At 49.6% G+C, this 2,746-nt stretch carries 2 protein-coding genes; both read right to left on the reverse strand.

The genetic code is table 11. From position 1 onward, the window contains the following. On the reverse strand, window positions 1–944 hold a 944-nt coding region (locus RUMCAL_RS15735), incomplete at its 3' end, for a leucine-rich repeat domain-containing protein (RefSeq protein ID WP_169725969.1). Window positions 945–1,133: 189 nt separating this feature from the next. Then, a complete protein-coding gene (locus RUMCAL_RS00510) occupies window positions 1,134–2,678 on the reverse strand; it encodes a sodium/proline symporter (RefSeq protein ID WP_040646318.1) in 1,545 nt (514 codons plus the stop codon). Window positions 2,679–2,746 lie beyond the last annotated feature (68 nt).

Consider the following 2,746-nt stretch of genomic DNA (forward strand, 5'->3'; position numbering starts at 1 on the left):
CCAATACTCGTCACGCTGTCCGGAATCGTGATTTTGGTCAGTCTGGTACAGTCAGAAAAAGTATAATATCCAATACTCGTCACGCTATTCGGGATCGTGATTTCGGTCAGACTGGTACAACCCTCAAAAGTACTCTCGATACTTGTCACGCTGTCCGGAATCGTGATTTCAGTCAGACTGATACAGCCGTCAAAAGCACGCCCTCCGATACTCGTCACGCTGTCCGGGATTGTGATTTTGGTCAAACTGATACATTCGTCAAAAGCATACCATCCAATACTCGTCACACTGTCCGGAATCGTGATTTCAGTCAGACTGATACAGCCGTCAAAAGCCCACACTCCGATACTCGTCACACCACTGGGTATTGAGACAGAGCCAGTACAAGTTGTTCCATCAATCAAAATATGATTAACAATTACCAATGGATTTTCTGCTTGTTTTATCTTTAACCAAGGTGTATCAAGAAAAGCTTTATATCCAATATACGTCACACTATCTGGTAACGTGATTTCGGTCAGACTGGTACAGCCCCAAAAAGAACAATCTCCAATACTCGTCACGCTGTCCGGAATCGTGATTTCCGTCAGACTGGTACAGCCGTAAAAAGCATACTCTCCGATGCTCGCCACGCTGTCCGGGATCGTGATTTCCGTCAGACTGAAGCCGGAAAAAGCATGCTTTCCGATGCTCGTCACGGGCTTTCCATCGATTTCTGTGGGAATATTCACTACTGTAGCAGCATCTTTATTGCATTTGGCGATTTCGATTTCTCCTGTATCCGTCACATTATAATGCAAACCTTCATATGTGCCATCGTAAGCACTCGCCGATAACACTGTTCCCACGCTTTCTTGCACACTCTCCACCCCAGACAGCCCCACACCGCTCACGCAAAGCACGCCTACGGTCACTGATGCAAGAACTTTTTTCCAAAACCTCATCAACTGCATCCTCCTCAAATTAGTCAAGATTCAACGTTTTTTACATTATAGCTCAAAAAGAAAAAGAAAAAACAACCATTTTTGCGATATTTTGTAAATTTCAGTATTTCATTCGCATTTAAGTAACAAAAAAAGCCAGCCCCTGCACATACAGGAACCAGCTTTTTGCAACATTCACTTGTCAGCGTTTTACTTCTGCTTCATCTCCGCAGAAACTGCTTCAAACTCGTCTACGATCTCCTGTTCCGGAGCCTTGGTCAGCAGCGAAACCACAACGATCGCGATCAGTGCACACAGGAATGCCGGCAGCAGCTCATAAATGGCAAACATGCCGCCCAGCTTACTGATGGCAAATTTCCATACGAAAATCATCACACCGCCGGTAATCAGCCCCGCCAGTGCACCATACTTGTTGGAACGCTTCCAGAACAGCGAGGTCAGCATTACCGGTCCGAAAGTCGCACCGAAACCTGCCCATGCAAAGGAAACCACGCGGAATACAGAACTGTTCTGATCCCACGCCAGCACAATGCCCAGCACTGCAATAATCAGCAGGACGGCACGTGCTGCGATCATGGACTGCTTTTCCGACAGCTTAATATGGAACACGCCTTTCAGCAGGTTCTCCGACATACTGGACGAAGCCGCCAGCAGCTGCGAGTCGGAAGTAGACATGGTGCACGCCAGAATGCCTGCGAAGATCAGTCCGGCGATCAGGGCAGCTCCCACGCTGTGTTTGCTCAATACCGTTGCCATTTCCAGCACAATGGTTTCCGCCTTGGAAGAGGTTTCAAGCGGAGCAACCGTGCCGTTTACCGTCAGGGCGTTGCCGATGATACCAATGAATACTGCCACGCCCATTGCCAGCACTACCCAGACAGAAGCAATGCGGCGGGAGATCTTGACCTTGTTCTTGTCATCGATCGCCATGAACCGCAGGAGAATATGCGGCATGCCAAAGTAACCCAGTCCCCACGCCAGCGTGGAAATGATACTCAGTCCGCCGAACGAAACGGCTTCGCCCTCTGCGGTGCGGGTGCTGGTAAAGCTAAGGTAATTTTCAATACCCTTGGCATTTTCCAATACGTTGTCCAGTCCGCCGGCAGTATGTACGCCATAGATCACCAGCACCACCAGAGCCGAAGTCATAACGATGCTCTGGATCAGGTCGGTAAAGCTTGCCGCCAGAAAGCCGCCCAGACAGGTGTAGGAAATGATGATGACCGCACTGATGATCATTGCCATGTGATAGTTCCAGCCGAACAGCTGATTGAACAGCTTGCCGCAGGCGGAGAAACCCGAAGCGGTATACGGCACGAAAAATATCAGAATGATGACTGCCGCAATGCCCATCAGCACGTGCTTATCGTCCCGATACCGGTTGGAAAAGAAGTCAGGAATGGTAATGGAGTTCCGGCAACGCTGAGAATACACGCGGAGGCGTTTCGCCACCAGCAGCCAGTTCAGATAGGTGCCGATCGCCAGACCAATGGCAGTCCAGCCTACCTCTGCACAGCCGTTCAGATACGCCAGCCCCGGCAGACCCATGAGCAGATAGCTGCTCATGTCCGAAGCCTCTGCACTCATGGCAGAAACCACCGGTCCGAGCCGCCGGCCGCCCAGATAAAAATCGCCGACACTGCTGTTCTTTTTGGAATACACAGCACCGATCACGACCATCATGCCCATATAGACAAGAATAGCAATCAGAATACATACTACGGATTTTGTCACAAATCATATCTCCTTTCAATTTGGCGTAAGAGCCTGTTCAGGCAATACCGCACAAAGATTGTGCGACA

Origin of the sequence: Ruminococcus callidus ATCC 27760 (assembly GCF_000468015.1) — a bacterium.
Classification (GTDB): domain Bacteria; phylum Bacillota; class Clostridia; order Oscillospirales; family Ruminococcaceae; genus Ruminococcus_C; species Ruminococcus_C callidus.